This window comes from Micromonospora sp. KLBMP9576 (genome assembly GCF_050941805.1).
GTDB lineage: Bacteria > Actinomycetota > Actinomycetes > Mycobacteriales > Micromonosporaceae > Micromonospora.
In genome coordinates this window covers 455,442-478,327 of record NZ_CP194567.1, presented here as the reverse complement: position 1 = coordinate 478,327, position 22,886 = coordinate 455,442, and the positions used below count along the sequence as shown (strand labels likewise).

General features: G+C 72.9%; 24 protein-coding genes and 1 pseudogene. 13 read left to right on the top strand and 12 right to left on the bottom strand.

The features are described 5' to 3' along the window. Nucleotides 1-64 precede the first annotated feature (64 nt). The gene (locus tag ACQ452_RS02320) at nt 65-967 is read right to left on the bottom strand and encodes a L,D-transpeptidase family protein (protein WP_433389369.1); all 903 of its coding nucleotides are present in this window, start codon (nt 965-967) and stop codon (nt 65-67) included. A gap of 174 nt (nt 968-1,141) precedes the next feature. On the opposite strand from ACQ452_RS02320, the gene ACQ452_RS02315 reads away from it, so the two are divergent. Then, a complete protein-coding gene (locus ACQ452_RS02315) occupies nt 1,142-2,821 on the top strand; it encodes a DNA repair helicase XPB (RefSeq protein ID WP_433389368.1) in 1,680 nt (559 codons plus the stop codon). 88 nt (nt 2,822-2,909) lie between these two features. On the opposite strand, the gene ACQ452_RS02310 is transcribed toward ACQ452_RS02315, so the two are convergent. Continuing rightward, nucleotides 2,910-3,233: a hypothetical protein gene (locus ACQ452_RS02310; protein ID WP_433389367.1), complete on the bottom strand. Its 324-nt coding sequence runs from the start codon at nt 3,231-3,233 to the stop codon at nt 2,910-2,912. Nucleotides 3,234-3,536: 303 nt separating this feature from the next. Here ACQ452_RS02310 and ACQ452_RS02305 point away from each other — a divergent pair, with 303 nt between their 5' ends. Beyond that, complete coding sequence (locus tag ACQ452_RS02305) at nt 3,537-3,812, top strand: DivIVA domain-containing protein (protein WP_433393943.1); 276 nt, start codon at nt 3,537-3,539, stop codon at nt 3,810-3,812. After that, nucleotides 3,809-4,070, top strand: a pseudogene (locus ACQ452_RS02300) (hypothetical protein). The gene ACQ452_RS02305 and the pseudogene ACQ452_RS02300 overlap by 4 nt, the downstream one beginning before the upstream one ends. A gap of 8 nt (nt 4,071-4,078) precedes the next feature. On the opposite strand, the gene ACQ452_RS02295 reads toward ACQ452_RS02300, so the two are convergent. Beyond that, nucleotides 4,079-4,561 carry a hypothetical protein gene (locus ACQ452_RS02295; protein WP_433389366.1) on the bottom strand — a complete coding sequence of 161 codons (483 nt, stop codon included), beginning with the start codon at nt 4,559-4,561 and terminating at the stop codon, nt 4,079-4,081. A 62-nt stretch (nt 4,562-4,623) separates the two neighbouring features. After that, on the bottom strand, nt 4,624-5,538 hold the full coding sequence (locus ACQ452_RS02290) for an RNA polymerase sigma-70 factor (protein ID WP_433389365.1): 915 nt from the start codon (nt 5,536-5,538) through the stop codon (nt 4,624-4,626). Nucleotides 5,539-5,704: 166 nt separating this feature from the next. Between ACQ452_RS02290 and ACQ452_RS02285 the strand changes: the two genes are divergently transcribed. After that, nucleotides 5,705-6,190 (top strand): carboxymuconolactone decarboxylase family protein, encoded by a 486-nt coding sequence (locus ACQ452_RS02285; RefSeq protein WP_433389364.1) that lies wholly within the window; start codon nt 5,705-5,707, stop codon nt 6,188-6,190. Between the two features lie 88 nt (nt 6,191-6,278). Here the strand turns inward: ACQ452_RS02285 and ACQ452_RS02280 are convergent, their stop codons facing one another. From ACQ452_RS02280 to ligD (ACQ452_RS02265), 4 genes are all read right to left on the bottom strand, one after another. Continuing rightward, nucleotides 6,279-7,238: a zinc metalloprotease gene (locus tag ACQ452_RS02280; protein WP_433389363.1), complete on the bottom strand. Its 960-nt coding sequence runs from the start codon at nt 7,236-7,238 to the stop codon at nt 6,279-6,281. A 343-nt stretch (nt 7,239-7,581) separates the two neighbouring features. After that, a complete protein-coding gene (locus ACQ452_RS02275) occupies nt 7,582-8,346 on the bottom strand; it encodes a TIGR03089 family protein (protein ID WP_433389362.1) in 765 nt (254 codons plus the stop codon). Between the two features lie 254 nt (nt 8,347-8,600). Continuing rightward, complete coding sequence (ligD, locus tag ACQ452_RS02270; protein ID WP_433389361.1) at nt 8,601-9,515, bottom strand: non-homologous end-joining DNA ligase; 915 nt, start codon at nt 9,513-9,515, stop codon at nt 8,601-8,603. Beyond that, on the bottom strand, nt 9,505-10,446 hold the full coding sequence (gene ligD / locus ACQ452_RS02265) for a non-homologous end-joining DNA ligase (RefSeq protein ID WP_433389360.1): 942 nt from the start codon (nt 10,444-10,446) through the stop codon (nt 9,505-9,507). Before ligD (ACQ452_RS02265) ends, ligD (ACQ452_RS02270) begins: the two co-directional genes overlap by 11 nt. A gap of 86 nt (nt 10,447-10,532) precedes the next feature. On the opposite strand from ligD (ACQ452_RS02265), the gene ACQ452_RS02260 reads away from it, so the two are divergent. From ACQ452_RS02260 to ACQ452_RS02230, 7 genes are all read left to right on the top strand, one after another. Continuing rightward, on the top strand, nt 10,533-11,549 hold the full coding sequence (locus ACQ452_RS02260; protein WP_433389359.1) for a Ku protein: 1,017 nt from the start codon (nt 10,533-10,535) through the stop codon (nt 11,547-11,549). Between the two features lie 160 nt (nt 11,550-11,709). After that, entirely contained in the window at nt 11,710-12,102 is a 393-nt protein-coding gene (locus ACQ452_RS02255; protein WP_433389358.1) for a MerR family transcriptional regulator, read from the top strand. Beyond that, nucleotides 12,072-12,419, top strand: a complete 348-nt coding sequence (gene trxA / locus ACQ452_RS02250; protein ID WP_433389357.1) for a thioredoxin — start codon at nt 12,072-12,074, stop codon at nt 12,417-12,419. The genes ACQ452_RS02255 and trxA overlap by 31 nt, the downstream gene beginning before the upstream one ends. Before the next feature lie 83 nt (nt 12,420-12,502). Beyond that, nucleotides 12,503-13,147 (top strand): DUF4241 domain-containing protein, encoded by a 645-nt coding sequence (locus ACQ452_RS02245; protein ID WP_433389356.1) that lies wholly within the window; start codon nt 12,503-12,505, stop codon nt 13,145-13,147. 125 nt (nt 13,148-13,272) lie between these two features. Beyond that, entirely contained in the window at nt 13,273-13,923 is a 651-nt protein-coding gene (locus ACQ452_RS02240) for an FKBP-type peptidyl-prolyl cis-trans isomerase (protein ID WP_433389355.1), read from the top strand. 195 nt (nt 13,924-14,118) lie between these two features. Further along, entirely contained in the window at nt 14,119-14,973 is an 855-nt protein-coding gene (locus ACQ452_RS02235; RefSeq protein ID WP_433393941.1) for an SCO6745 family protein, read from the top strand. A 98-nt stretch (nt 14,974-15,071) separates the two neighbouring features. Then, complete coding sequence (locus tag ACQ452_RS02230) at nt 15,072-15,737, top strand: HAD family hydrolase (protein WP_433389354.1); 666 nt, start codon at nt 15,072-15,074, stop codon at nt 15,735-15,737. Here the strand turns inward: ACQ452_RS02230 and ACQ452_RS02225 are convergent. After that, complete coding sequence (locus tag ACQ452_RS02225; RefSeq protein ID WP_433389353.1) at nt 15,724-16,467, bottom strand: DUF981 family protein; 744 nt, start codon at nt 16,465-16,467, stop codon at nt 15,724-15,726. The genes ACQ452_RS02230 and ACQ452_RS02225 overlap by 14 nt on opposite strands. Nucleotides 16,468-16,664: 197 nt before the next feature. Here ACQ452_RS02225 and ACQ452_RS02220 point away from each other — a divergent pair, with 197 nt between their 5' ends. Then, a complete protein-coding gene (locus ACQ452_RS02220) occupies nt 16,665-17,681 on the top strand; it encodes an NADPH:quinone reductase (protein ID WP_433389352.1) in 1,017 nt (338 codons plus the stop codon). A 231-nt stretch (nt 17,682-17,912) separates the two neighbouring features. Here ACQ452_RS02220 and ACQ452_RS02215 read toward each other — a convergent pair whose 3' ends face one another. Further along, nucleotides 17,913-19,562 carry a fatty acid--CoA ligase gene (locus tag ACQ452_RS02215; protein WP_433389351.1) on the bottom strand — a complete coding sequence of 550 codons (1,650 nt, stop codon included), beginning with the start codon at nt 19,560-19,562 and terminating at the stop codon, nt 17,913-17,915. 83 nt (nt 19,563-19,645) lie between these two features. Here ACQ452_RS02215 and ACQ452_RS02210 point away from each other — a divergent pair, with 83 nt between their 5' ends. Beyond that, nucleotides 19,646-20,137, top strand: a complete 492-nt coding sequence (locus ACQ452_RS02210; RefSeq protein WP_433389350.1) for an NUDIX domain-containing protein — start codon at nt 19,646-19,648, stop codon at nt 20,135-20,137. A 13-nt stretch (nt 20,138-20,150) separates the two neighbouring features. Here the strand turns inward: ACQ452_RS02210 and ACQ452_RS02205 are convergent, their stop codons facing one another. Together ACQ452_RS02205 and ACQ452_RS02200 are read right to left on the bottom strand one after the other, a co-directional pair. Then, nucleotides 20,151-21,818, bottom strand: a complete 1,668-nt coding sequence (locus tag ACQ452_RS02205; protein ID WP_433389349.1) for an MDR family MFS transporter — start codon at nt 21,816-21,818, stop codon at nt 20,151-20,153. A 73-nt stretch (nt 21,819-21,891) separates the two neighbouring features. Then, entirely contained in the window at nt 21,892-22,869 is a 978-nt protein-coding gene (locus ACQ452_RS02200; protein WP_433389348.1) for a zinc-binding dehydrogenase, read from the bottom strand. Nucleotides 22,870-22,886: the final 17 nt, after the last annotated feature.

The following is a 22,886-nucleotide window of genomic DNA, read 5'->3' as shown; positions in this document are numbered from 1 at the left end:
CCCGCAGCCGAAGGTGACAGGGGAGAAAACCCGGATTCGGACGGGATGTGCGACACCCTCCGGGTCAGGTGCCGGGGCGGCGGCCGACGAGCACCACCTTGCTGCCCACCTTGCCCAGTTCCCAGTAGCGCACGGCGTCGCGGGGCAGCAGGTTGACGCAGCCGTGTGAGCCGATCGACTTCTCGTGCAGGTAGGTGGTGGTCTGGTGGAAGCCCATCCCCTGGGTGAAGTGCTGCCAGTACGGCAGCCACACCTCGTACGGGTCGGACCATTCCTTCACGTTGCGATAGTTGATCTTGAACGTGCCGGCGGGCGTCCGGTAGCCGGGCATGCCCGTGCGGGTCACGGTGGGCTTGACGAGCACCTTGCCGTTGCGCATGACCCAGGTGGTCTGCCGGGTCAGGTCGATGCAGAAGGTGGTGCCGGAACCGGCCCGGCAGCGCGCCGTGTCGGTGGTGGCGAGCCGCTTCGCCACGTCGTGGGTGGTGGGCCCGGCGCGGCCGTGGGCGGGACGGATGTCGTACCGCTGCTGGAACCTCTTGATGGCGGCGCAGTCGGCGGCGGACTGGCGGCCGTCGACGGTCACCGCCCCGTACCCGCCCAGCCGGGCGAGGAACGCCTCCACCTCGCGCTGGTGCTCGCCCCGGGGGCAGCCGGCGGCCCTCGGTGCAGCGGTGGGCTTCGCCGCGGGGCTCGTCGGCTTCGCCGTGCCCGGTGTCGGCTCCGCCGTGTTCCGCGCCGGCTTCGTCGGCCGGGCCTTCGGCTTCGCCTTCGTCGTGCCGGGCTGCGCCCGCCGGCCCGGCCCGGGCGTGCCGCTCGCCCCCGTTGCCCGTTCCGCAGCCCCGGCCGCGGCGGGTCCCCCGCCGCCACCACCGCCGGCCTGCGGATCGAACGTGCACGCACCGGCGCCGACCAGTGTGACCACCGCCAGGGCGACGAACCGGGTGGTGATCCGGGCCTGTTTCATGGCGCCTCCCTGGCAGGTGTCCTCTTTGCTAGACGTTGCGAGTGCCGCTCCGGTTGCTCCTGGTGACCAATTTTCCTGCGGCGCCCTGCCCGCGTGCAACACTTGTGGGTCGGCCCGGGGCGGGCGGTCGCCTGCCGGACAGCCGACGACCCGAGGCGGAGGAGAGGCACTGGCGTGAGCGGTGGACCCCTGATCGTGCAGTCGGACAAGACCCTGCTGCTGGAGATCGACCACCCCGATTCCCAGGCATGCCGGATGGCCATCGCGCCCTTCGCCGAGCTGGAACGCTCCCCGGAACACATCCACACCTACCGGCTGACCCCGCTGGGGCTGTGGAACGCGCGGGCCGCCGGCCACGACGCCGAGGCCGTGGTCGACTCGCTGATCAAATACTCCCGCTACCCGGTGCCGCACGCGCTGCTGGTGGACGTGGCGGAGACGATGGACCGCTACGGCCGGCTCCAGCTCGCCAACGACCCCGCTCACGGCCTGGTGCTGCGGGCGCTCGACCGGCTGGTGCTGATCGAGGTCGCCAAGAGCAAGAAGCTCGCCGGGATGCTCGGCGCGAAACTCGACGACGACACGATCGCGGTGCACCCGTCGGAGCGGGGCAGACTCAAGCAGGCGCTGCTCAAGCTGGGCTGGCCGGCCGAGGACCTGGCCGGCTACGTGGACGGCGAGGCGCACCAGATCGAGCTGGCGGAGGCCGGCAAGGACGGCCGGAAGCCGTGGACGCTGCGGTCGTACCAGCGGGAGGCCGTGGAGGCGTTCTGGGCCGGCGGCTCGGGCGTCGTGGTGCTGCCCTGCGGCGCCGGCAAGACGCTGGTCGGGGCGGCGGCGATGGCCGAGGCGAAGGCGACCACCCTGATCCTCGTCACCAACACCGTCGCCGGCCGGCAGTGGAAGCGGGAGCTGATCGCCCGCACCTCGCTGACGGAGGAGGAGATCGGCGAGTACTCGGGCGAGCGCAAGGAGATCCGCCCGGTCACCATCGCCACGTACCAGGTGCTCACCTCGCGGCGCGGCGGCGCGTTCACCCACCTGGACCTCTTCGGGGCCCGCGACTGGGGCCTGGTCGTCTACGACGAGGTGCACCTGCTGCCCGCGCCGATCTTCCGTTTCACCGCGGACCTCCAGGCCCGCCGCCGGCTGGGCCTGACCGCCACCCTGGTCCGCGAGGACGGCCGGGAGGGCGACGTGTTCAGCCTGATCGGCCCGAAGCGGTACGACGCGCCGTGGAAGGACATCGAGTCGCAGGGCTGGATCGCCCCGGCCGAGTGCACCGAGGTACGCGTGACGCTCACCGACGCGGAGCGGATGTCGTACGCGACGGCGGAGGCGGAGGAGCGTTACCGGATGGCGGCGACCGCCCGCACGAAGCTGCCCGTGGTCCGCGCGCTCGTGGACCGCCACCCCGACGACCAGGTGCTCGTCATCGGCGGCTACATCGACCAGCTCCACCAGATCGGCGAATACCTGGACGCCCCGATCGTGCAGGGCTCCACCACCAACAAGGAGCGGGAGCGGCTCTTCGACGCGTTCCGCTCCGGGGAGGTGCGGACTCTGGTGATCTCGAAGGTCGGCAACTTCTCCATCGACCTGCCCGAGGCGGCCGTGGCGATCCAGGTGTCGGGCACGTTCGGGTCGCGACAGGAGGAGGCGCAGCGGCTCGGCCGGGTGCTGCGGCCGAAGGCCGACGGCCGGCAGGCGCACTTCTACACGGTCGTCTCCCGCGACACCATCGACACCGAGTACGCCGCCCACCGGCAGCGTTTCCTGGCCGAGCAGGGCTACGCGTACACGATCGTCGACGCCGACGACGTCCTCGGCCCGAAGCTGCCCACCGTCGACTGACCTCCCGGGAGGGGGCGGCCGATGTCCCTCGCGCTCGCTGTAGAGCTGATGTCGTAAACGACTCAGCCGTAAGTGCCTACGGCTGGACCTAGTCGTCGTGTACTGGCCGGAGGTGCTCCGTCTGTGAGTCGTAGCAGACAAGTCCGTGCCTGTCGGCCAGCCGGGCGGCCTCGGCCGACAACTTCCCAGCCAGCCCGTACGGCATGGTCAGGTAGATCATCGGGCCGGAGGCGTCATTGAGCAGCGACCCCCCGCCGGAGGATCTGCCTTCGGTCATGAAGGTCCGACGCTCAGCCAGCGCTTCGGCATAGGCAAGGGTGCTCGCTGTCGGGGCGCGCTCCTCACCCTCCATGTACTCCTCATAGAGCCTTTCGTAGACAACGCCACCCTCCCCGTCGTCGGCAGGCTGCACGCCCTCCCACATCGCCAGTCGTAGCTCATTTCGGCGGTCTGTCAGCCACGCGGCAGAAAGGCGACCGGTCAGGCGGCGCAGAGCTTCCGCATGACGTGCTGGGAGGCTCATGCCGTCCTCGGCGGCCTCATTGGCGAGTTCCCGAAAGCCATATGCTCCGTCCCTGGGCCTTGCGCATGTCTGCGCACCTTGGCGCTGGGCCGAGGCCGGCGGGCGGGCGAGCCGCGTACGGCTGGCCGCTACGGAGACCGCCCCCTCCACAACCGCGACCCCGACGAAGGGCGGTCACCCGTGCGCAACCTGATCCGTAGGCTGACGAGCCGACGCGAGCGACGACGTCCGGCGGACGTCGTCCGTCCGCCACGCGGGCTACGGCCGTGGCAGATCCGCGACCGGTGCTTCAACGTCCGCCGGCGCGGCCTCGATCCCGTCGAGATCCGCGCCTTCCTGCACCAGGTGGCCGACGAACTCGCCGTCGCGCAGACCGCCCTGGTCGCGGTGCAGGAGGAGAACGTACGGATCAAGAACGTGCTGCGTGCCTGGCAGAGCGCCCAGTCGGCGAACCACCGCTACCGATGACCGAACGCTGGGTAATCCACCTGCCGGCCACCGCGCCCGACCCTGCTCCGGGCCCGGATCCTCGCCCGGACCGCAGCCCGGGTGCTGGCCCGGCTCAGCGCCCGCGTCGAGCCCGGCGGGGTCACCGTGTCGGCCGAGGACCAGCAGGGCGTACGCCACTGGGTCTTCTGCGACCGGCCACTGCCCGGCGGCGCGCGGTGTGCGCTGCCCACCGACCACCTGTCGCCCTGCGCGAGGCGGGTACCCGACCGTCCGTGACTCGCCGATCAGGCCTTCCACGTGCCTGCGCAACTCGGCCCGGGGCCGAGGCCAGGCCGGCAGGCCGTGGAGTCGCCGCGTGCGGCTGGACCGTAAAACAGCAACCACGTTGCTGCGATCACCGTCAGAACCAGAGCGAGACCGGCGACGACCTCCGTCACGACAGCCCAGGCCGGGAACGGGCCACCGTCGTTCGGGACGCTCACGAGAAAGGCGCCATATGCCGATCGGACGAGGATCGGAACGATCCACACCTGAAGCAGGGCACGGCCGGGCCTGAGACGATGACGAACCAGCAGCCCGCCGGCGGCGATCAGAACGGCCGCGCTGGTCATTGAGGTGACCACCAACATCAGCGGCAGGGCGACGTCCATTCCGCCGCCGTACATCGCCTCCGCGTCGAGCGCGTCACGCAGGACGATGCGGGCTCCGCTTGCTGATTGTGCGAGACCCAACGCGCCACCGGCGAACAGCAGGAGGGAAGGACGCACGGGGCACGGTACCAAGCTGGACGGGGGACGAGTCGCGTCCGTGGTGGACGGGAAATTCCGGCTCAACGGCTCAGGACGGTCTCCCGTTCCATGTGGGACAGCTTCTCGGGATTGCGTACGGCGTAGATCCCGGTGATGAGGCCGCCGTCGATGCGCACGGCCAGGACCGTGTCCAGTTCGCCCTCGAGTTGGACGATCAGCGCCGGGTGACCGTTGACCTGCGCCGGTCGCCACGACGTGCTGCCGGCGACCCTGCCCCACCCGCCGGCCAGCAGGCGGGCCACCTTGTCGGCGCCGAGGATGGGCCGCGGGACCGCCTGCCTGACGCCGCCGCCGTCGCCGAGGAGGACCACGTCCGGCGCGAGGATGTCGAGCAGGCTCTGCAGGTCGCCGGTCTGGACCGCCCGTTGGAACGCGTCGAGCGCGTACCGGGTCTCGGTCGCGGAGACGGCCCGGCGGGGCCGGCGCGCCGCGACGTGCGCCCGTGCCCGGTGGGCGATCTGGCGGACGGCGGCGGGGCTCTTGTCGACAGCCTCGGCGATCTCGTCGTAACCGAGGTCGAACACCTCGCGCAGCACGAACACCGCCCGTTCGGTCGGTGCCAGCGTCTCCAGCACCAGCAGCATCGCCATCGAGACGCTGTCGGCCAACGCGACGTCCTCGGCGACGTCCGGAGCGGTGAGCAGCGGCTCGGGCAGCCAGGGGCCGACGTAGGACTCCCTGCGGCGGCTGAGCGTGCGCAACCGGATGAGCGCCTGACGGGTGGCGATGCGGACCAGGTAGGCGCGGCGGTCCCGGACCGTGCCCAGATCGACGCCCGCCCACCGCAGCCAGGTCTCCTGCAGGACGTCCTCCGCGTCGACGGCCGAACCGAGCAGTTCGTACGCGACGGTGAAGAGCAGATTGCGGTGGGCGAGGAACGCCCCGGTCGCCGGGTCCGGGCGGTCGTCGGCGGCGGTCTGCGGCGTACCCACCATGGGTGGCTCCTGTTCCCTCTCGACTGCGTCACCCATCAGATGCCGGACCCGGCCGTTCTGTGACACCTCCGGCTGTGGCAGTCGTCACCCGGCCCCACCGTCACAGGGCGCCGCCCGCCGGCATCTCGTGTTCGACCCACCGGACACCACGATGAAGGACGGAAGCATGGACACCCGATTCGACATGTTCGACAACGAGATCGCCGTGAGGTTCGCCAAGCGGTTCGCAAACGCCGGCCTGGTGATCCAGCAGTCACCGCTGCCCAGGACCACGCAGGAACTGGTGTCGCTGCGGGCCAGCCAGATCAACGGCTGCGGCTGGTGCATCGACATGCACACCAAGGAGGCCCTGGCGGACGGCGAGGGCGCGGTCCGGCTCAACCTGGTCGCCGCCTGGCGCGAGTCCACCGTCTTCACCGAGGCCGAGCAGGCCGCCCTGGCGCTCGCCGAGGAGGGCACCCGGCTCGCCGACGCCCACCAGGGTGTGTCCGACGAGACGTGGGCCCGGGTGCGCAGGCACTACGACGACGACCAGATCGCCGCGCTGGTCGCGCTGGTGGCCCTGATCAACGCGGCCAATCGGCTCGCCGTGATCGTGCACCAGCGGGGCGGTTCCTACCAGCCGGGCATGTTCGCCGCCGCGTTCGGCTGAGTCGGGCTACGGCCCGGCCTCGGGATCAGCCGGTGCCGGGCCGACGGTGGCGGCCGGCCGGCGACCGGCCGCCACCTGCGGCACCGCGTCAGCCGGCGCCGCCGGCCCGGAACGCCACCCAGGCGTCGCTCATCCGGTCCGCCTGCCCCGGCGTGAACATGTTCATGCAGGAGTCCTGCGTGTAGTCCATGAAGTTGTGGATCGGGTCCAGCCCGGGTGCGGTGCAGGTGTCCGCGCCGACCGGGCAGTTGAACTGCGGTTCGGCCTCCCGCGGGGTGTCCGCGACGAAGTCGCCGGACGCGGAGCAGCCGTGCGCGAAGGTGTGCTCCAGCATCAGCCAGTGCCCGACCTCGTGCGTCAGGGTGTCACCGAGGGCGTACTTGCCCGCCGTGCCGCCCGGCATCGACTCGTCGAGCATCACCACGCCGTCGATGTAGTCCCGGCCGTTGTTGTAACCCTTCGGGAAGTAGGCCCAGCCGAGCAGGCCGCCGCCGATGTTCGCCGCGTACACGTTGAGCGTCTCGGAGTCGCCGGTGTGCAGCGCCTTCTTCATGTCGCGCTCGTTCTTGCCCGGCACCACCGTGTACCAGTTGCTGTTCACCGTCCACGTGGTGTCGACGAGCGAGAACCGGAACGGCGTGTTGGCGGCGTCCGTGGCGGTGCCGCCCGCGAACGAGTCGTTGAGCACCCCCATCTGCGCCGCGATCAGGGTGTTCCACCTGGTCGTCTCGGCCGCCGTGAGCGGGTGGTCGGAGATCATGTGGAAGACCGTCGGCACGGTGACGCTGCCGTCGGGCAGGCGCGGGGCGTCCTTGATCACCCCGTAGGCCCTGGCCTCGTTCTTCGCGTACAGCGCGGGCTCCTGCGCGACGGCGCCCTCGGCGACGCGGGCCGCGCTGTGCCCGTCGGCGCCCGGCCCGCACTCGGCGGCCCCCGGGGAGACGGTCACGGGCGCAGCCGCTGCCGCGCCGTAGGTGCCACCGGACGCCAGCAACGTCGCGGCGGTGGCGGTGAGGACTGCGAGTCGGAAGATCGGTCTCCTGTGCATCGGTGCACCTTTCGGGGAAACGGAGGCGGTGCGGGATCGGCACGCGTTGCCTCGACCAGGTCGATGACGTCGTCTCCGGGTATGAGACCACGTCGATGCCACCGGCAACAGACCCGCGAAGGGAGCCGGGGTCGCCTGTAACGGCATAGGCCCGGCGAGCGCTGCTTTGCGGCGCTCTGGTCCTCGGCGGCCACGCCGAGCCTCCTCGGCACGTACCCCGTCCCGCGCCGTTACGGCCGGCGGACCCGGTGGTGGAGGTGGTCGAGGTGGTCGGAGCCGCTCCCGTCCGGGCCGGCGAGGTGGCCGTCCGGCGACGTGCACACTTCGGTGTGGAACCCGCCCGTCAGAGCACCCGGGTGATCTGCTCGGCCGCGATCCGGGCGTCGAGCCGCGCCGGGTCGAGGTTGGCGCAGAGCACCACCGACGCGCCGACGGCCAGCGGGGCCAGCAGCCAGTACACGGGCTGCTCGTGTTCGGCGACGTCCACCAGCAACCGGTCGCCGGCGCGCAGGTCGAGCCGTTCCGCCACGCCCAGCGCGACGGTGCCCCACTCGCGGTAGCTGGTGCCGTCCGGGCTGGCCGCGTCGGCGCTCGTCAGCGGGGCGGACGTGGGCAGGGCGTCGGTGTGCCGGCCCACCTCGGCCAGCCAGTCCAGGTAGCCCAGGGGCACCTCCCGGCGCGGGGTGGCGCCGAGGGAGAGCACGTAACGGTGCGTGGCCTCGGGTACGTCCTCCAGCCAGTCGTCGAGCCGTTCCGCGCTGACGAAGAGCGCGTCGAACGGCCCGGCGGACCCTGGCCCGACCTGCGGCAGCCCCGCCGTCGCCCGGGGGCGGAACGACACCGCCACCCCGGCCGACCAGGCACCCAGCAGCACGGCGGCGCTCTGCCAGTGTGCCGGGAGCAGCACCGCCGCCCGGTCGCCGACACCCAGCCCGCAGCCCTCGCGCAGCAGCCCGGCGGCCCGCGCCGCCCAGCCGCCCAGCTCCCTCGCGCTCAGGTCGACCCGCTCGCCGGTCGCGTCGTCGAGCCAGGTCAGCAGCGGCCGGTCCACCTCCGCCGCCCGACCACCGGTCAGCGGTTCGCGGACGAGGGCCTCGGTCGTGTTCATGTCGTACTCCTCGGGCCGGCTCCGATCACCCTACTCAACGGCCACCGGCCCGTCAGGGCACCCGCCGTCGCACCCGCGGCCCAGCTACGACGCCCACCCCGCGTCACCCGGCCGCCACCGCCTGCCGACGCGCCGACTCCCCGGTGTGGACGCTGCGCACCGGCCCGCTGACGCCGGCGCAGGACGGTGACGCGCGAGCGCCGGGGACAGGCGCGCGCCACCGTCGCCGGTCACGACGCGGACCCGACCGTCCGTCAGGGAGCTGGCAGTTCGGGGCCGGCGTCGAGCAACGGGGCCAGCAGGTCGCCGTGCTTCTCTACCCGCCGCAACACCTCCCCCGCCGGGTACGGCTTCGCCGACGGCCGCTTCCCCGCCGCACCCGCCTCGACCTCGTCCCAGGTCAGCGGGGTGGACACCGACGGCACGGACTGCGCCCGCAGCGAGTACGGCGACACGGTCGTCTTCGCGGCGCTGTTCTGGCTCCAGTCGATGAAGACCTTGCCGGGCCGCAGGTTCTTCGCCATCTTCGACACGATCAGCTTCGGGTGCGCCTGCTCCAACTCCCGCGCGATCCCCTTGGCGTAGTCGGAGACCACCTCGGCGGACTGCGTGCCGGCGACAGGGCAGCAGAGCTGCATGCCCTTCTTCCCCGAGGTCTTCGGATAGGAGTCGATCCCGTCGTCGGCGAGCCGGTCGCGCATCAGCAGCGCCACCTGGCAGCACTGGCGCAGCGCCGCCGGCGAACCGGGATCGAGGTCGACGACCATCAGGTCGGGGTGCTCGCCGACCTTCCACTGCGGTGTGTGCAGCTCCAGCGCGGCGAGGTTCGCCAGCCAGACCAGGGTGGGCAGGTCGTCGGCGACCACGTAGTCGATGGTCTCCCGGCCCTTGCTGGAGCCCGGCGCGGGCAGCGTCTCGGTGCGTACCCAGCCGGGGGTGGCGGCGGGGGCGTTCTTCTCGAAGAACGAGCCGCCGCTGACCCCGTTGGGAAAGCGGATGCGGGTCAGCGGGCGGTCGCGCAGGTGCGGCAGGAGCACCGGGGCGACCCGGGTGTAGTAGTCGATCACCTCGCCCTTGGTGAACCCGGCGTCCGGATAGAGCACCTTGTCGAGGTTCGACAGCTCCAGCGCGCGCCCCTCGACGTCCACCTTGAACCGCTCAGCCGGCATCGTCGACCTCCTCGGCGGGCTTGTCGGGCCGCAGCCGCAGCACCCGGGGAAACCGCAGCCGGCCGTCCGGGGTGCGCTGGCCGTACTTCACCTCCACCACGACCCGGGGTGTTACCCAGATCGCGCCCCGGGCATCCTCGCGCGGCACGTCGTCCGCGAACGGCGACACGCCGGTGCGCAGCGGCTCCAGCTCACGCAGCAGTTCCCGTTCGAGGGCCGCGCCGATGCCGCCGCCGACGCGCCCCCGGTAGGTGAGCCGCCCGTCCGGGCCCGGCACCCCGACCAGCAGACCGCCGACCTTGCGCACCCCGGGCCGCCAGCCCCCGATCACGAAGTCGCCGGTGACCTCGAGTTTGACCTTCACCCAGTCCGGTGAGCGCACTCCCGGCCGGTAGACCGAGCCGAGCCGCTTCGCCATCACCCCCTCCAGGCCGTGCTCGCCGGCCGCCTCGTAGGTGGCCGGGCCGTCGGCGAAGACCGGCGGCACCGCCCACCGGGCGCCGCCGAGTGCCAGGCCGTCCAGGGCCTCCCGCCGGTGGGCGTACGACCGGCCGGTGAGGTCCTCGCCGTCGAGGCGGAGCAGGTCGAAGATCATGTACGTGACGGGTGCGGCCGCCGCCAGCCGGGCCGCCCTGTGCCGGTCACGCACGTGCATCCGCTCGGCCAGGGCCGTGAACGAAGGCTGGCCGCTCGCGCCGAGCAGCACCACCTCGCCGTCGAGCAGCGCGTCACCCACCTGCTCGTGCAGGGCGCCCAGCTCGGGGTACGCGAGGGTGATCTCCACGCCGCTGCGGGCGTACAGGTGCTGCCGGCCGCCGGTGATGTCGGCCAGGGCGCGCACGCCGTCCCACTTGAACTCGTACGCCCAGCCGGCAGCCGCCGGGAGCTGCCCGGTGATCGCGAGCATCGGCTTGAGCGGCGCGCCGGGCACCTTCCGACTGTACTTGCGCACCGAAGCGCTCGCGTGGCCTTCGATCTTTTGCGATCCTGAGCAGTACCGGCGAGAGGAGCACGGGGATGCGGACCATCTGGAAGGGGGCCGTCTCGTTCGGGCTGGTCTCCATCGGGGTCAAGCTCTACTCGGCCACCGAGGAGAAGGACATCCGCTTCCACCAGGTGCACCGGGAGGACGGCGGGCGCATCCGTTACAAGCGCACCTGCCAGATCTGCGGCGAAGAGGTCACCTACGACGACATCGCCAAGGGCTACGACATCGGCGGCGGCGAGATGGTGATCCTCACCGACGAGGACTTCGCGGACCTGCCGCTGTCCAGCTCCCACACCATCGACGTGCTGGAGTTCGTGCCCGCCGAGCAGGTCGACCCGATCCTCTACAACAAGGCGTACTTCCTGGAGCCGGAGGGCACCGCCACCAAACCCTACGTGCTGCTGCGCGACGCGCTCACCGACTCGGAACGGGTGGCGATCGTCAAGGTGGCGATCCGCCAACGCGAACAGCTCGCCACGCTGCGGGTCCGCGAGGGCGTGCTGCTGCTCAACACCATGCTCTGGCCGGACGAGATCCGGAAGCCCGACTTCGGCTTCCTGGACGAGGACCTGAAGGTCCGGCCGCCGGAGCTGGCGATGGCCAGCTCGCTGATCGACTCGATGGCCGGCGAGTTCGACCCGGACGCTTTCACCGACGACTACCGGGCGGCCCTGCAGGAGGTCATCGACGCCAAGGTGGAGGGCCGCGAGGTCGTCCAGCCGGAGGAGGTCGAGGAGGCCCCCGCCGCGGCGGTGGACCTGATGGCGGCGTTGAAGGCGTCGGTGGAGCGGGCCAAGGCCGCGCGCGGTGAGGCCCCGGCGGGCGGGGGCGGGGCACCGACCCCGATCTCGTCGGCCCGCTCGGCGCAGAAGAAGGCCGCCGAGAAGAAGGCGGCGAAGGCCCCGGCCGGCAAGGCCGCCGAGAAGAAGGCGGCCCCGAAGAAGACGGCCGCCAAGAAGGCCGCCCCGAAGAAGGCCGCCGAGGGCGAGAAGAAGCCCGCCGCCAAGAAGGCCGCCCCGAAGAAGGCCGCCCGCAGGTCCGCCTGATCCCGTCGGGTCGCGTCCGCCGGCCGGGGCCGGGTCGTGGCGGTGGTCGAGATGCTCGCCGGCCGTCACGCTCAGGCAGATGCTCCGGCTCCGCGCGCCGAGGTTGCCTTGACGCCGGTGACAAGGTCTAGCGTCGGTCGGGCCGGACTAGGGAGGTCGGATGCTGATCGGCGAGCTGGCGCAGCGCGCCGGCACGAGCACCCGGGCCCTGCGCTACTACGAGACGCACGGCCTGCTCCGGGCGGCCCGCTCGGCCAACGGATACCGGGTCTACGACGAGGCGGAGCTGCCCGTCGTACGCGAGATCCGGGCGCTGCTCGCGGTGGGCTTCGGCCTGGACGACATCCGGCCGTTCGTCGCCTGCCTGCGCGCCGGCAACGCCTCAGGTCACGTCTGCCCCGACTCGGTGGCCGTGCTGCGGCGCAAGCTGGCCGAGGTCGACGCCGGCATCGACCGGCTGCACACGGTCCGCCGGGAACTGCGCGACCAACTCACCCAAGCCATCGCCCACCGGGAGGAAACATGCTCGAGACTGCGCCGGACGGCTCGCTGACCGTCGTCACCGACGACACCTTCGCCGCCGTGGTGCTCGCCGCCGACCAACCAGTGGTGGTCGACTTCTGGGCGGACTGGTGCCCGCCGTGCCGGGCCATCTCCCGCAGCCTCGCCGAACTCGCCGCGGAGTTCGCCGGGCGGCTGGTCGTCGCCACCGTCGACACCGACGCCAACCCCACGACAACCCGCGCCTACGGCGTGATGTCCCTACCCACCCTCCTGGTCTTCCGCCGCGGCGAGGTGGTCGGCTCGATCGTCGGATCCCGCCCGAAGCACCACCTGCGCCAGGCCCTGGCACGGCACCTCGACGGCTGAGCCGCCGGTCGGGGCGGTGCGGTCTCGCCCGACGGGGGCCGCCGCGGGTACGCTCCGCCGGCCCCCGCCGCGAGAGGAACCCCATGCCGTACACCCCCGACCTGCACCGGCTGCTGACACCTGGCGCCCGCTTCGCCGACCAGCACGCCACGTACGTCATGGAGGCGCACCCCGTGGGCGACGTCGTGCTGCCGACCGGGCAGGTGGTGGGCTGCGACCCGGTGGCCTGCCCCGAGGACGAACCGTTCACGGTCGGGGTGGCTCCCGGGCGCTATCCGGCGCGGGCGTGGGTCGCGGTGGTGCGGGGCGAGGACGCCGACGCGGACCGGCGGGTGGCCGCCCTCGAACTGGTCGTCCACGACGAGCCGACGGTCCGCTGGGAGATGGCGCTGGTCGGCGACCAGGACGTCTCGGACCTCAAGGCCGACGGTTGGTTCGGCTACGGGGTGGACACCGGCATCGGGACGCTCGCCGACCCGACCGCGCTGGCCGCCCTGGAGACCTGGGACGAGGACGCGGTGACGGACGTCTTCGTCGCGGACGGCCCCGGGGACGGGCCGGTGCCGGGGTACGTCGCCGCGGTGCTCGACGAGGCGACCGGGGCCAACGTGGTGACGGTCTGGTCGGGCTGGGGCGACGGCTGCTACGGCACCTGGATCGGGCGTGCCGCCGACGGCCGGGTCACCTCGTTCGTGACGGACTTCATGGTGGTGCCGGGGCCGCAGTGACAGGTGCGACCACGGCGACGACAGTCGAGGGGGCACGGCGGCCGGCCGGGCGGGTACCGTGTGCGTCGGCTTTCCCCCCGGCACTCCGTTGCCGGCCACCACCTTCGCAGCAGGGAGTCGACGCCGTGAGCGAGCGTACGCAGAACCGGTCTCAGAAGTCGGAGCGGCGGCTGGCCGCCCAGTTGGCGGAGCGCAAGGCCGCCGAGGCGAAGCGCCGCCGGCAGGCCTGGGCCGGCGGTCTCGCCGGCGTGGCCGTGGTCGCGGTGCTGATCACCGTCTTCGTGACGATCGGGCGCAACGCCGACGGCGACAAGGACCAGACGGCCGGTGCCCCGTCGGCGGGTGCGTCCGCCGGTGCCCCGTCGGCGCCCGCCCCGGGCGCCCCGCAGCTCCCGGAGGGTGCGGACCCGGCGCTGGGCAGCAAGCCGACGGTCGCCCCCGGCACCGGCGAGCTGAAGAAGCTCAGCGTCACCCCGCTGATCAAGGGCACCGGCCCGGCGGTGAAGGCCGGGCAGACGGTCACCGCCAACTACGTCGGCGTCTTCTTCAAGGACGGCAAGGAGTTCGACTCGTCGTGGAAGAACGGCGAGCCGGTGCCCTTCCCCATCGGCGTCGGCCAGGTCATCCCGGGCTGGGACCAGGGCCTGGTCGGGGTGACCGTCGGCAGCCGCGTGCAGCTCGACATCCCGACCGAGCTGGCGTACGGCGAGAACCCCGGCGGCGGCCGGCCGGCCGGCCCGCTGCGCTTCGTGGTGGACGTGCTCGCGGCACAGTGACCGGGTCCACCGGCCGGTTGACCCGCGATACCGGCCCGGTTCGCCCGGGTTGTCGTCCGCCGTGGATGCAGTACCCCACAGAGGGCTTCCGGCCGCTCACCCCCCGGCAGTAGGTTCAGCGTCACCCCGGACGGTCCGGCCGTCCGGGGTGCTGGCCGCACGGCCGCAGCGGACGTGGAGGTGCACGTGACGGCGCTGGACGACGCGGGGCGGACCGCCCGGGTGTTGTGGACGCACTTCGAACCGCTGCATGCGGTCACCTACTTCCATCCCCGGGCCCGGGCCGCCTTCGAGGCGGTCGGGCTGCGGGGCTTCTGGCGCGGCTACTTCGCCGGCCGGGCCGCGCCGCTCGGGCCCGCCGAGGCGGCGCCGGTGATCGCGGCGTTCTTCAACTTCGCCCCGCACATGGTGACGCGGGCGCTGCCGGCGGTCTGGCGGCTGGCCACTCCGCAGGAGGCGTTGCGCGCGCGGCTCACCGGCGCGGTGCAGGCGCTCGCCGAGCTGACCTATGAGCTGCCCGAGTCGCACCTCGTCGAGGCGGCCGAGTTGCTGGAGGCCGCCGCCGCCGAGGCGGAGCCCGCCGGCCGGGTGCTCGGTGCCGCCAACGCCGCCCTGCCGCGTGGGGAGTACCCGCTGGCCCGGCTCTGGCAGGCCGCCACGACGCTGCGGGAGCAGCGCGGCGACGGGCACGTGGCGGCGCTCGTCGCGGCCGACCTCGACCCGGTGGAGACGCTGGCCTGGCGGGTCGCGGACGGCATGTCCCCGCTGAACCTGCTCGGGCGGGGCTGGGCCGAACAGCAGTGGGCCGCCGCCCGCGCCCGGCTGGCCGGGCGCGGCTGGCTGACCCCGGACGGGGAGCCGACCGAGGACGGCCTGGCCCGGTTCCGGGCCGTCGAGGACGCCACCGACGCCGCCGCGGCCCGCCCGTGGCGGGTGTTGGGTCCGCGGCGCAGCGAGCGGCTGCGGGAACTGCTGGAACCGATCGCCCGCGCCGGCCACACGGTGATCCCGGCGGGCAACCCGATCGGCCTGCCCGCGCTGCGGAACTGACCACCCGGCGCGGCCATCGGCTCCGCCGCTCCCGCACCCGGCGCGCCAGCCACCGCCGCCGAGCGGCGGGGGCCGTCCCGGTGGGGCAGGATGGGTTCGTGGCGGATGCGGTGATCTTCGACCTGGACGGCGTGATCGTGGACTCCGAGCCGGTGTGGGAGGAGGTCCGGCGGGCGTACGTGGCGGCGCACGGCGGGACCTGGCAGCCCGACACCCAGCGCCGGCTGATGGGCATGAGCACCGGCGAGTGGGCGCGGTACCTCAGCGGGGAGCTGGGCGTCGACCGGAGCCCCACGCAGGTCGCCGCCGAGGTGGTCGAGGAGATGACCCGGCGGTACGCGGCGCGCGTACCGCTGATCGACGGGGCCGACGCGGTGGTGCGCCGGCTCGCCGGGCGGTGGCCGCTGGGGCTGGCCAGCTCGTCGCCGACGCGGTTGATCGCGGCGGCGCTGGCCGCGACGCGGCTGACCGACGCGTTCGCCGCCACCCTGTCGACGGAGGAGACCGAGCGGGGCAAGCCGGCCCCGGACGTCTACCTGGCGGTCGCGGAGCGGCTCGGCGTCGACCCGGCCCGCTGTGTCGCCGTGGAGGATTCGTCAAACGGCGTCCGGTCCGCCGCCGCAGCCGGGATGACGGTGGTGGCGGTGCCGCACGGCGCGTACCCGCTCGATCCGGACGCCGAGCGGCTCGCGGCCGTGCTGCTGCCGGCGGTGGGCGACCTGACCCCTGGGGTCGTCGCAGACGCGGCGGCTACTGGGTGTTGACGATCAGCCCGATGTGGGTGAAGTAGTTCAACGCGCCGAAGAGCAGGAACGCGAGCCCGGCGAGGCCCCAGGCCCAGCCCGCGACCAGCAGCAGGCCGCGCTGCAGGCGGCGCAGCCCGAACGGGAAGAGCACGGCGCCGATCCCGACCAGCACGTAGAGCCCGGAGATGAAGCTCGCCTCCAGCAGCGGGTAGTCGGCGAACTCGCCGGAGATCGGTTCCTCCGGAGGCGCCGCGAAGAGGGTGTACGTCCAGCCGGCGGCGGCGATGGCGAAGCAGGCGAGGCCGAGCCCGAAGACGAACACCGACATCGGCCCGAGGAGCCCGCGCGCGTACCGCAGCCGTGCGTCGCCGGCCGCCTCGTCGTCCGGGGCCGCCGACGCGAAGAGCGGTGCCCGGCGCCACAGCACGAAGCCGACCGCCACCATCAGGACGCCGAAGGCGAGCGCGGGTTCCCCGAAGATGATGTTGTCGAAGGCGAAGCCGCCGCTGGCCAGCGGCCAGGTGAGGGTCATGTGCAGACCGGTCGCGGCGAGGATGGCGCCGGGGACGATGAAGGCCATCGACCAGCCCTCGGGGGAGAGGTCCCGGCGCTGGAGCAGTTGCCGGCCGAAGCCGACGATCAGCAGCAGGCCGGCGCCGGCGGCGAGCGCCATGATCGTGTTGTAGGTGGGCATCTCCACCCAATTGATCTTCAGTCCGTCGTCCTGAGCGAGCAGCTCCGTCGCCATGCCGCCTCCAGTGCCGTCGATGTCCCACCGCTCGGAAGGGCGGTACTGGCCTCTCCCCGCCCTGCCGCGCGGGAAACCTCTGCACACGAAGTCGGCGCAGGTCACGGGGCATTTCACGGTGGGCCGGCGGGCGTAGCGGATTGATCGGGTCCCACCGGGGTAGGGCGCAACGCACGTCCCGACGTGAGGAGACGACCATGAGGGCGATCGTGTACGAGCGCACCGGCGACGCCTCGGTGCTGCGGCTGGTCGACCGGCCGGTCCCGGAGCCCGGCCCCGGTGAGGTGCTGGTGCGGGTAGCCGTGTCGGGGGTGAACCCGACGGACTGGAAGTCGCGCCAGCAGGGGCCGCTGCCGGCGGGCTGGCAGACGCCCGGGCAGGACGGCGCGGGGGTCATCGAGGCGGTCGGCGCGGGTGTCGACGACGGGCTGATCGGCGAGCGGGTCTGGCTGTGGGAGGCCGCGTGGCAGCGCCCGTGGGGCACCGCCGCCGATTACACGGTGGTGCCGGTGCGCCAGGCGGTGCCGCTGGGCGACGCCTCCTTCGAGCTGGGCGCCTGCCTCGGCATCCCCTTCCTCACCGCGCACCGCTGCCTGACGGCCGGCGAGTACACGCCGGACCGGCTGCACGCCGGCTCCCTCAGCGACCACACGGTGCTCGTGCAGGGCGGGGCGGGGGCGGTGGGCAACGCGGCCATCCAGCTCGCCCGGTGGGCGGACGCCTGCGTGGTCGCCACGGTCAGCAGCCCGGAGAAGGCGCGGCTCGCGGCGGCGGCCGGCGCGTCGTTCGTGGTCGACTACCGGACCCAGGACGTGGTCGAGGAGGTCCGCAAGATCGCACCCGACGGGGTGCACACCGTCGTCGAGGTCTCCGCGGCGCGCAACGCCGCCACCGACGTGCGGCTGCTCCGGCACGGCGGCGCGGTCTGCGTCTACGCCGACGACGGCGGGGACGAGCTGACCGTGCCGATCCGCCCGCTGATGGCGCCGAACGCGCGGTTCCAGTTCGTGCTCGTCTACACCGAACCGAAGGCGGCCAAGGCCCAGGCGGTGGTGGACGTGGCCGCCGCGGCGGCGCAGGGCGGCATCCGGGTGGGCGAGGACGCGGGGCTGCCGCTGCACCACCACCCGCTCTCGGCCGCCGCCGCGGCGCACCGCGCGGTCGAGAACTCGGTCGTCGGCAAGGTGCTCATCACCACCGGCGGGGAGGCGTGACGGCAGGTGGCGGGCCCGATCCGGGCGGGGCGCGCCGACCAGGAAACCGCCGCTGAGCTGGGCCGATTTCGCCGTCACCGGGACAGAGGCGAACAAATTTCGCAACAATGGCGGTGCGGGTTACCCCGCATGGAGCGGGCGGCCCCGGCGCGGTGCGAACGCCGGGGCCGCCCCTGGGGAGGGAGTTAGGAGTTGTCCCTACCCCAACAGGCGACGGTGCGCCTGAGAACGTTACGGGACGTGTAGCTCCCGCACACTGAGTTCGCCCCCGGCGTAGCGGGAACGGACGACCTTCTTGTCGAACTTGCCGACGCTGGTCTTCGGCACCGCGTCGATCACGGCCCAGCGCTCCGGCAACTGCCAACGGGCCACCGCCCCCGCCAGGAACTCCCGCAGCTCCTCGACCGTCGCCGACGCCCCCGCACGCAACACCACAGTGGCCAACGGGCGCTCACCCCACCGCTCGTCGGGCACCCCCACCACGCATGCCTCCAGCACCCCCGGGTGGCCCATCAGGGCGTTCTCCAGCTCGACCGAGGAGATCCACTCGCCGCCGGACTTGATGACGTCCTTGGCCCGGTCGGTGAGCGTGATGTAGCCGTCCGGGGACAGCGTGCCGACGTCCCCCGTACGCAGCCAGCCGTCGCGGAACTTCTCCTCGTCCGGCGCGTCGTCACCGACGTACCGGGCGGTCACCCACGGCCCGCGGACCTCCAGCTCACCGACCGACGTGCCGTCGGCGGGCAGCGGCTCGCCCAGCGGCCCGACGATCCGGGCCTCGACGCCGGCCGGCACCCGGCCCTGCGTGTAGCGGTAGCGCCAGGCCTCGTCGCCGTCCGCCCCGGCCGGCGGACGGGACACGGAGCCCAGCGGCGACATCTCCGTCATTCCCCAGGCGTGGATGACGTCGATCCCGTGCCGCTCGCCGAACGTGTGCATCAGCGCCGGCGGGCAGGCCGACCCGCCGACGATCACCTCCCGGAGCGAGGAGCTGTCGACGTCGTGCGCGTCGAGGTGGGCGAGCAGGTCGGTCCAGATGGTCGGCACCGCGCCGGCCAGGGTGGGCCGCTCGGCGGCGATCATCTCGGCGATCGGGGCAGCCTGGAGGAAGCGGTCCGGCATGATCAGCGACGCCCCGGAGAGGAAGGCCGCGTACGGCAGACCCCAGGACATCGCGTGGAACATCGGCACGATGGCCAGCTCCCGGTCGGTCGGCCGCAGGCCGAACCCCTCCGGCATGCAGACCTGCAGTGAGTGCAGATAGATCGAGCGGTGCGAGTATGCCACGCCCTTCGGCTCGCCGGTGGTCCCGGAGGTGTAGCAGAGGGCGGCGGCGTCGCGCTCGTCGACCACCGGCCAGTCGTAGGCGTCCGGGCGGTCGGCCAGCAGCGCGTCCCAGCGGTGCACCCGGATGCGGTCGCCCGCCGCCGCCGTCAGCGGGGCCGCGTCCCCGCCGCCGACCACCACCACGTGCCGCACGGTGGTCAGCTCCCCGATCACCCGGGCCAGCAGCGGGACGAGCGTCGAGTCGACCAGCACCACCCGGTCCTCGGCGTGGTTGACGACGTAGGCGAGCTGGTCGGGGAAGAGCCGGATGTTGAGGGTGTGCAGCACCGCGCCCATGCTGGGCACCGCGAAGTAGGCCACCAGGTGCTCGGCGTTGTTCCACATGAAGGTGGCGACCCGCTCGTCGCCGGCGACACCGCACTCGTCGCGCAGCGCGTGGGCCAGCCGGGCCGCCGCCCGCCCCACCTCCGCGTACGTCATCCGGCGCGGCTCGCCACCCGTCCAGGTGACCACCTCCGCCGCGCCGTGCACGGTGGCGCCGTGCCCGAGGATCCGGGCGATCTGGAGGGGCGCGTCCATCATGGTGCTACGCATGGGTAACAAGCTAGTGTCGCCGGTCACAGGTTGGGAACCCTGGAAATCCGGTCGGTCCCGGAACGGGCCCGTAAATTGTCCGGGTGAGTATCTCGTGGGCCGATTCGTACGTGGGAAAGTTGCGCGCCCTCGCCGGTGACCGCACGCTGATGTTCGTCGGAGCCCGCGCCGTCGTCCGCGACACCGCCGGACGCCTGCTGCTGATCCAGCGCTCCGACAACGGGCAGTGGGCCATGCCCGCCGGCGCGATGGAGCTGGGCGAGTCGATCGCCGACTGCGCCGTCCGCGAGGTACGCGAGGAGACGGGGCTGCGCGCGCTGCGGGTCAGCGCCTTCGCCCTCTACACCGGACCGGACCGCACCCACACCAACATGTACGGCCACACGTACCAGATCTTCACGACCGCGTTCCGCATCGACGAGTGGGACGGCCGGCTGGAGCGGATCACCGACGAGACGACCGACGCCGGCTTCTTCCACCGCGGGCAGCTCCCGGCCCCGCTCTCCCCGAGCGTCCCCGAGACCCTCGCCGACCTGGACGTCTTCGAGCAGACCAACCGGCTGATCCTCAAGTAGGCGGACCGCCCGCTCAGAACATCGTCTGGCTCTTCGCCTCCATCTCGGCGGCGGCCTCCTCCTTCGACTCCCTGTCCAGCGGCTTGCCGCCGGGCGCCGGGCCCTGACCGCCGAGGCCGTCCGTGCCACCGCCGGCGCCCTGCGGGCCCGCCCCGCGCAGCTCCTCGTTCGGCAGCACCAGGGTGACCAGCACCGCCACGATCGCGATCAGGCCGGCGGTCAGGAAGACCAGGTGCAGCGACTCGACGAACGCCACCTGCACGGCCGCGCGCACCGGGGCGGGCAGCGTCAGGATGGCGGCCGGATCGTTGACCGAGACGTCCGCCGCGCCGCCCGCCGCCACCACCGCCCGCTGCTGCGGCGGAAGCTGGGCGATCGCGCCCGGCAGCCGCCCGGCGAGTTCCGAGGTGAGCCGCGACGACAGCACCGCGCCGAGGACCGCGACGCCGAACGCACCCCCCAGCGACCGGAAGAACGTCGCCGAGGAGGTGCCCGCGCCCAGGTCCCGCATCGAGACGGAGTTCTGCACGGCCAGGATCAGCGACTGCATGCAGAGCCCCATGCCGACGCCGATCACGACCATGAAACCGAAGGCCGCCCAGAGCGAGGTGTCCACCTGTAGCCGGGTGAACAGCAGCATGCCGACCACCAGCATCGCCGCCCCGGCGACGGGGAACCACTTGTAGCGGCCGAGCCGGCTCATCGCCCGGCCGGTCAGCACCGAGGTCACGATGACGCCGGCCATCATCGGCAGCATCAGCAGGCCGCTGCGGGTCGGCGAGGCGCCCCGCACGATCTGCAGGTAGAGCGGGATGAAGATGATCGAGCCGAACATGACCAGGCCGAGCACGAAGCCGGCCGAGTTGGCCAACGCGAACGTGGCGCTGCGGAACAGCCGCAGCGGCAGGATCGGTTCCGCGACCCGGGCCTCCTGGAGCACGAAGAGCACCCCGAGCAGCACGCCCGCGACGAAGAGCCCGACGATCACGCCGGAGCCCCAGGCGTACTCGTTGCCGCCCCAGCTCAGCGCGAGCAGCAGGCAGCTCACCCCGGTGACCAGCAGCGCCGCGCCCACCCAGTCGATCGAGTGGTCGCGGCGGGTGAACGGGATCAACCGCAGCACCCGGGAGCAGACGGCGAGCGCCAGGATCCCCAGCGGCACGTTGACGTAGAAGATCCACCGCCAGTCGGTCTCGGCGAAGTAGCCGCCGACGAGCGGGCCGGCGACCGAGGAGACGCCGAAGACCGCCCCGAAGAGCCCCTGGTAGCGACCGCGCTCCCGAGGTGACACCACGTCCGAGATGATGGTGAACGCGAGGGTCATCAGGCCACCGGCGCCCAGACCCTGCACCCCCCGGGTGACGATGAGCTGGGTCATGTCCTGCGACAGGCCGGCCAGCAGCGAACCGAGCAGGAACATGCCGATGGAGAAGAGGAAGACGGGGCGGCGCCCGTACAGGTCGGCCATCTTGCCGTAGAGCGGTGTCGAGGCCGTGGAGGCGAGCAGGTACGCGGTCACCACCCACGAGTAGTGGTTGATCCCGCCCAGCTCGCCCACGATGGTCGGCAGGGCGGTGCCGACGATGGTCTGGTCGAGCGCGGCCAGCAGCATGCCGGTCATCAGGCCGAACATGAGCAGTCGGAGCTGCCGGCCGCCGAGCGCCGGGGCTTGCGTGGTCATCGCGCCCGCTTTCCCCGCCCACCCGAAACATGCCTGCCGTCCGGGTGCTTCTCGTCGCCGCCCGGTCGGGCCGTCAGCGCGACACGGTCAGCACGACCTTGCCCAGCGCCCGGCGTTCCTCCAGGTCGGCGTGCGCCGAGGCGGCGTCGGCCAGCGGGTAGGTCGAGACCAGGGGCCGCCACCAGCCCCGACCGGCCAGCTCCAGCGACCGGCCGGCCAGCGCCGGTATGCCGCCGGGCAGGGACCGCATCCGCTGACCCAGCCAGCCCACGGTCAGGCCCCGCCCGACGACGTCGCGGGTGTCGAACCGGGTCGCCTCGCCCGCCGACCAGCCGAACATCATGAACCGGCCGCCCGGCCCCGTCAGCTCCAGGGCGGCCCGGCCCACCGCGCCGCCCACCCCGTCGTACACCAGGCTGAGGGCGCCCGCGTGCTCGCGTACCCGGTCGGCCCAGTCCGGGCGGCCGTAGTCCACCACGAGGTCCGCGCCCAGCTCGCCCACCTTTGCGGTCCGCTCGGCCCCGCGGGCCGCGGCCACCACGGTGGCGCCGGTCGTCCGCGCGGCCTGCACGAGCAGCCAGCCGAGCCCGCCGGCGGCCGACGGCACGAAGACGACGTCGTCCGCCCCCGGCGGCTCCAGGTCGAAGATCCCGAGGGCGGTCCGGCCGGTGCCGACCGCGGCCACCGCCTCGGCGTCGGTCAGCTCCGGCGGTACGGCGTACAGGGCGTCGACGGCCGCGACCGCCTGCTCGGCGTACCCGCCCGGCACCATGCCCAGGTGCGCCACGACCCGCCGGCCGCGCCACGACCCGTCCACGCCGTCACCCAGCTCGTCCACGACGCCGGCGACCTCCCGGCCCGGGATGGTGGGCAGGTCGGGCAGCGGGAGCGGGCCGCCGGCCTCGCCCCGGCGCAGGGTCGTGTCGAGCAGGTGTACGCCGCTGGCCGACACGGCGATCCGCACCTGGCCGGGGCCGGGTGTCAGGTCGGGCAGGTCGTCGAGCCGCAGGTTGGCGGGGGAACCGAACTCGTGGAGCTGGATCGCGCGCATGCCCCCATCCGACTACC